Raw genomic sequence first — 5,857 nt, forward strand, 5'->3', positions numbered from 1 at the left:
GAACACGGTGCTAGCCTTGTGCAAAAGCAAAAATGGTGTTTCTTGTTCAGATGAATCTTCGTGGCATGAGGGCTGGATTGTCTTCACGGACGATAATAACAATCAAGAGGTGGATGCGGGTGAAACAGTAATTCATGTGCAGCAGGCACTGGAGGGAAACATGACGCTGCGCTATGGTGAAACTGGCAAGTATTCGTACTTGCGGTATAACCCTTCCGGTGAGGTATGGCCGGGCGCAACTTTCACCTTCTGCGACAGACGTGGCGCGGATAACGCCAAAGCAGTCGTTGTCTACTGGACCGGCCGGCCCCGCGTCTCCACGAAAACATCGGAAGGTAAGCCATTGAACTGCTCCTAATCGCTTGCCTTGACCCTACACAACTTCCACCATAACATACGCGCCCTTCCGACAATTCCCCGGTAGCTCAGTCGGTAGAGCAAGTGACTGTTAATCACTGGGTCGGCGGTTCGAGTCCGTCCCGGGGAGCCAATATCTTCAAAGGGTTGTAGCAGTTCCGCGGATGCACCCTTCCCATTTCGCTTAAAAAAATTACCAAGACGGCCAGCTGGTCAGCTGAGATGAAAAAAATTCTCGTCTTTCTCGGGGTTGTGTTGCTGGTGCTTATTGCCGTCGGTATCGCTCGCTTAGCAAGCGGACCCGCCAAGGAAAACGCACATGGTATAGAGAGCATGCGATCCGCCAATGTAGCCAGCCTGCCCACGCCATTGCCCTGCGGATCCGGGCTGGCGGCACAAGACTTGGCGGGAGTATGCAGAGCGAAACCGAATCCAACCCCCGGCGCGTTGGAGGCGGTCGGTGAGCTAAGACCCTCAGAGATGAAAACTCAACCGAAACCTGGGTCAAAGAAAAAGCTCCCACCAGAAACCAGTGGAAGCTTTTAGTTTTAGAGTCGTGATTATTTTAGGCTGGCAGCGTTAATCGGGTGTGCCGCCTCCACCGATGCTGGGCTCTCCGCCGCCCCCAATGGTATAGCCGCCGGTTTGTCCGCCGCCACCGATAGCAGGGGGAGGTGTGCCGCCTCCGCCGTTCATGATGTTTCGCATGGTATTTTTCTCCTGTTTAAGTTATTGCGTACCCAATCCATTGATATGCCGGCTTCTACAGCCTCTCAACCGGTTTGTCCTCGGCTATTACCCTACTCCTGCCTCCGGGTGTTGGCAACTGACTGCAGTCGGCAGCTGTCGGCGACCACCTAAAATCCCGTAAAATAACGGCTTGCGTGAAATTTGTGCTGGTTGGCAAAAAAATCAATTACTTGTAGCTAAATTTCGATAATCACAGCGTCACTCCAACACCGAGCGGTGACGCCCAACAGCGATGACTCAATGCCTAATCATCTAGCGGCCATGCCTGGTATCAATCTTAATGCGCACCTTGTTCGCCCTCGAGAAAACCAAGGGGATGCCCCACGCCCGCCACCGGGGAGAGACCGGTATGTCAACCAGTTCATCCTGGGGCCGGCGTTCGCCGAACAACTGGCCGACTGGCAGCGAATCACGGTCGGGAGGGGACTGAAACTCACCGCTCATCCCGACCTCGCCTGTACCCAGGCGACGGATGGTGGCCGTGAGTTGACGCTGATCGGGCATATCCTGGACCCGCTCGCCCCGGAAGCGAGCAATGATGACATCGTGCGCGCGCTGCTTCATCACTTCACGAGCCGTAACAGCTTGATCGCGGCTACCAATCGTTTCGGCGGGCGCTGGTTGTTGCTCGCCACGAGCGCGGAGGAGTCATTTCTCTTCCATGATGCCCTGGGACTGCGTCAAGCCTTTTACACCGATCCGGTTGTTACCGGCGCCATATGGGTCGTGTCGCAGGCGGGAATTGCCAGCGAGATGCTGTCCCTCACGCCCGATGAACAAGCGCTGGACTACTTGGATACGCAGACCTTCCGCCGGACATTCGAGTCCCGACTTCCTGCCGCTGCTTCAACGTTCAAGGGTCTCAAGCACCTGCTGCCGAATCACTGGCTGAACCTCAGCACGGGGAGGAGTCATCGCTACTGGCCGTCAGCACCCCTGGAGGCCATGACTCCCGAAACAGCCATCGACCGCATCGGCACGCTGATGTCCGGCCAGATCCGTGCGGCGGCGACGCGTTTTGATCTGGCACTTTCGTTGACCGCCGGCTTTGACAGCCGACTGATGCTGGCGACCGCGAGAGAAGTGGCGGATCGCATCTGCGTTATGACTTTGCGACAGGGAAGAATGCCCGATCATTTCCCGGATATTGAGATTCCGGCGCGGCTTCTCAAGCAGGTGGGACTACCGCACGTCGTGATCCATGCCACGTCGACCATGACGCCCGAGTTCAGTTTGCAGTTCAAACGAAACGTTTATCTGGCGCACGACCATTACGGACACGATGCCGAAGCGATCCTCAGGCACTTCGGCCGCACAAAGGCCGTGCTCACGGGCAGCGGTGCCGAGGTGGGGCGCTGCGCATTTCGCCGGAAGCTTCCTCACGCCGACCATGTACGATTCACGCCTGAACTCCTTGCGTGGCTTGAATACGGATCAACGCATCCGTTTCTTGTCGAACATTTTCGGGAATGGCTGGCGGAAGTCAGTCAACAGCACTATGTCAAGCTGCTCGACCTGTTAGAGTGGGAGCAGGACTATGGCAACTGGCTGGCCATGACCCAACTTGAATTCGATATTGCCTGGCGCGAGATTTTTACACCCTACAATTGCCGCCAGGTGCTCGCGACCCTGCTCGGCGTGGACGAACGTTTCCGGAAGGCCCCTGACTACCTTCTGTTTCAGCGCGCCATTCAGAAGGCCTGGCCGGAGTTGCTATCGGAACCCATTAATCCGCACCGGACCATTGGGCGGCGCTCCCTGTGGATTTCCGATATGAAAGCTGTGATCCATTACTGGCGCTTTCTGTATGCGCAGCATAAGCAGAACAAGCACCGCCGCTGACGGATTTACCTGAATAATCATTGCATCACTCGAGAACGGAGGCACCGGCTCGGGCGATCTGGCCATCCTCGGATGATTTCACTCCACTGACGCCGACAGCGCCAACGATCTGGCCTTTCCATGTCAGTGGCACGCCGCCTTCCGAAGACAATACGCCCGGCAAACCCAGAACTCTATGCTGTCCACTCGCCAGGAGTTCCTCCCATGCCTTGGTAGGCCGCTTGAATGCCACCGCCGCACTGGCTTTACGAATGGCGATCTCCACACTGCCGAACTGGGCGTTATCGAGACGCTGCAGACAGATCAGATTGCCACCATCATCGACAACCGCAATAACCACCGGCCAGGCATGTTTCAGCGCTTCAGCCTCCGCGGCAGCGACGATTTTCTTGGCGGCAGCCAGTGTTAATCCTGCCTTTTCAACCACCATGCTGTTATCCGGCATTGCTCTCCTCCTTGTTGCTTGGCTAAGGAAATAAGATACAGGGAAGACATTTTCATGCAATCATTAATCGATTGCAGAATGCCGACCTTGTGAGAAGCCGCATCGATTCCGCATAATCTGCCTTTCCCTACAAGCGCTCAGGCCATGCTCATCGTTCGTCTTTTCAGCATCGTCTTTCCGATCTTTGCGATCGTCGCTGTCGGCTATCTCTACAGCCGCTGGCGGCAACCGGATATGACGTCGGCGAACCAGATCAACATGACAGTCCTTTTGCCCGCGCTGATATTTCATGTCCTGTCCGGCAAAGATTTTCAGCTGGCCGAGTACGGGTGGCTCGCCCTGGGAGCCGCCGCCATCGTGCTGGGCTCGGGCCTGCTGGCCTTGCTGGTGGCGAAGGCATCCGGATTGTCGTTCAAAACATTCGTACCGCCGATGATGTTCACCAACTCCGGGAATATCGGTCTGCCACTCGCGGTATTTGCCTTCGGCGAACAGGCACTGCCGGCGGCCGTGGTGTTGTTTCTGGTCGAGAACGGCCTGCATTTTACCCTGGGCACCTATCTCATGGATCATCGCGCCCCGCTGCGCAAGGTGTTGGTGCAACCCATTGTCGTTGCCACGCTGGTCGGGATGGCATTCAGTCTTTTCCACTGGGGAGTGCCGACACCGCTGCAGGAAACTGTCAACCTGCTCGGTCAGGCTTCCATCCCGCTGCTGCTGTTTTCGCTTGGCACGCGTCTGACCAGCATTGATTTCCGGGAATGGCGGATCGGGCTGCTCGGCGCCGTGATTTGTCCGGTGACCGGCGTATTGATGCTCCTGGTCGTGCAACCCTTTCTGAACTTGACGCCATTGCAGTCGAGTCTGCTGCTGGTGTTCAGTGCGCTGCCACCGGCGGTGTTGAATTATCTGGTGGCCGAGCAATACCGGCAGGAGCCGGGGAAAGTCGCCTCGATCGTCATGCTCGGTAACCTGGCGGGACTGGTCAGCCTGCCGATAGCGTTGGCCTTCGTGCTGCGCTGATCGACCGGCTTGACGCAACAGCGTCGGTAGGCTTGGTATTTTTGATCCGTTGCCGATGCCGGGCCAGATGCAAGGGCGTCCACGAATGCGGAACCCTGAACACAAAGTTATAGCGTGCCACGTGATAGCTGGGGTCGAAACCGTAAAAATTGAGCTTCATGCGCTCCAACTCTTCAGTGCGGTATGCCTCAAGCGGCTTGACTGACTCGTCCTTGGCGCGCTGTCTACGCTTGGCTTCGAGCTGAATCCCAAAATCCGGGTCCGCGGCCAAAGCTTCGGCGACTGACCTGATCATCATTACGAATTCATGCACACTCCCGCCGAAACAGTCGTCAATGAGACCAATACGTTTGGCCGCGGGGGCAACGAGCGGAAGACGATGCTCCATGATCTTGCGCCCCTGTTCCCCCATCCGTTTGGGTAACAGGTAGCTCCAATACTCGGAGCCGTAGAGGTTGCCCATGTTCTTGTAGTGCGGGTTCAAAACCACGCCTTCACGCGCATACAGGCGATCGGCGGCCAGCGCGAGGAACACGCCGCCCGCGGCGGTATTTCCCTGCAAAGCGGCAATGGTGAGATGCGAGTCCGTCTTGATAATGGCTTGCGCCAAATCGTCCATGGCATTGATATTGCGCCAGGACTCGTCCGCCGGACTGTCGGCGGCCTCAATGCAGTTGAGATGAATCCCGTTAGACCAGAAATCAGGTCCGCCCATCAGCACAATTACCCGTGTTGGCCTCTGGCAGGCCTGAAGATACGCCTCGCGCAGGCGCTGGCATTGTTCGGTGCTCATGGCGCCATTGTAAAAATCGAAATGCAGGTACCCCACGCCTGCTTTTTCCTCATACCAGATATCCTTGTACGTAAGGTGTGCCGGCGGGACGTCGGGCGCCAGCGTCACTTCTGGAATCACGCCAAGCCTGTCATGCAGTGCCAGGGTAGCCGGCAATTTGAACGTCTTCTCGCCAGATACGATTTTTTTTATGTGGCCTATCCATACCGCACCATCGCAGGTGGCGCGGCAGATAGCGCCATGTCGTCGCGCAATGATCTTGCCTGGCGCGCCGCGCAGGGTATTCTCCGCGCAGGCATCATAGAGTCGGCAGGCCACGCCGAGAAGTGTGTCTTCGATGCCGGGAAAACCATCGGCGGAGTGGATTTTTCGCAAGACGGTTTGGGTGTCGTCTGTCGGCCAATCAATGCGTCGATCGGACTGTTTCACCAGTGGCCGCCATTTACCGCGTTCATCGGAACGACTTTCGTTTAATTGTTCTGGAATGAATTTCCCGGTTTCAAACCGGTCGACCGCCTGTAAAACTGCCGTGACTGCGGTTTCGGTCACCTCGTTGCGATATAGACTGCTTTTGCGTGCCACGCGCATCGGGAAATTCACCGACGCCCACACTGGACCGGCATCCATCTCGGCATCGGCCTGCAACA

The 5,857-nt window shown here is 56.9% G+C and carries 6 protein-coding genes and 1 tRNA gene; 4 read left to right on the forward strand and 3 right to left on the reverse strand.

Translation table 11 applies throughout. The features are described 5' to 3' along the window. Both WB402_RS02665 and WB402_RS02670 read left to right on the forward strand, forming a co-directional pair. The coding region (locus WB402_RS02665) for a GspH/FimT family protein (protein ID WP_424205371.1) at positions 1–358 on the forward strand (358 nt) is incomplete at its 5' end. A gap of 56 nt (positions 359–414) precedes the next feature. Continuing rightward, positions 415–490: transfer RNA gene (locus WB402_RS02670), tRNA-Asn, on the forward strand. A 446-nt stretch (positions 491–936) separates the two neighbouring features. Here WB402_RS02670 and WB402_RS02675 read toward each other — a convergent pair. Next, on the reverse strand, positions 937–1,065 hold the full coding sequence (locus WB402_RS02675) for a hypothetical protein (RefSeq protein ID WP_424205372.1): 129 nt from the start codon (positions 1,063–1,065) through the stop codon (positions 937–939). Between the two features lie 303 nt (positions 1,066–1,368). Here WB402_RS02675 and WB402_RS02680 point away from each other — a divergent pair, with 303 nt between their 5' ends. Next, positions 1,369–2,949 (forward strand): hypothetical protein, encoded by a 1,581-nt coding sequence (locus tag WB402_RS02680; protein ID WP_424205373.1) that lies wholly within the window; start codon positions 1,369–1,371, stop codon positions 2,947–2,949. Between the two features lie 25 nt (positions 2,950–2,974). Here the strand turns inward: WB402_RS02680 and WB402_RS02685 are convergent, their stop codons facing one another. Beyond that, entirely contained in the window at positions 2,975–3,394 is a 420-nt protein-coding gene (locus WB402_RS02685) for a GlcG/HbpS family heme-binding protein (RefSeq protein WP_424205374.1), read from the reverse strand. A 144-nt stretch (positions 3,395–3,538) separates the two neighbouring features. Here WB402_RS02685 and WB402_RS02690 point away from each other — a divergent pair, with 144 nt between their 5' ends. Continuing rightward, a complete protein-coding gene (locus WB402_RS02690; protein WP_424205375.1) occupies positions 3,539–4,417 on the forward strand; it encodes an AEC family transporter in 879 nt (292 codons plus the stop codon). Here the strand turns inward: WB402_RS02690 and WB402_RS02695 are convergent. Then, on the reverse strand, positions 4,380–5,857 hold a 1,478-nt coding region (locus WB402_RS02695; protein ID WP_424205376.1), incomplete at its 5' end, for an enoyl-CoA hydratase-related protein. The two genes, WB402_RS02690 and WB402_RS02695, sit on opposite strands and share 38 nt — an antisense overlap.

Source organism: Sulfuricaulis sp., assembly GCF_049587675.1.
Lineage (GTDB): Bacteria > Pseudomonadota > Gammaproteobacteria > Acidiferrobacterales > Sulfurifustaceae > Sulfuricaulis.

Excerpts from the sequence above, each read along its gene's own strand:
- WB402_RS02690 (WP_424205375.1), top strand. The coding sequence starts at position 3,539 with ATGCTCATCGTTCGTCTTTTCAGCATCGTCTTTCCGATCTTTGCGATC.
- WB402_RS02685 (WP_424205374.1), bottom strand. The coding sequence starts at position 3,394 with ATGCCGGATAACAGCATGGTGGTTGAAAAGGCAGGATTAACACTGGCT.
- WB402_RS02675 (WP_424205372.1), bottom strand. The coding sequence starts at position 1,065 with ATGCGAAACATCATGAACGGCGGAGGCGGCACACCTCCCCCTGCTATC.
- WB402_RS02680 (WP_424205373.1), top strand. The coding sequence starts at position 1,369 with ATGCCTGGTATCAATCTTAATGCGCACCTTGTTCGCCCTCGAGAAAAC.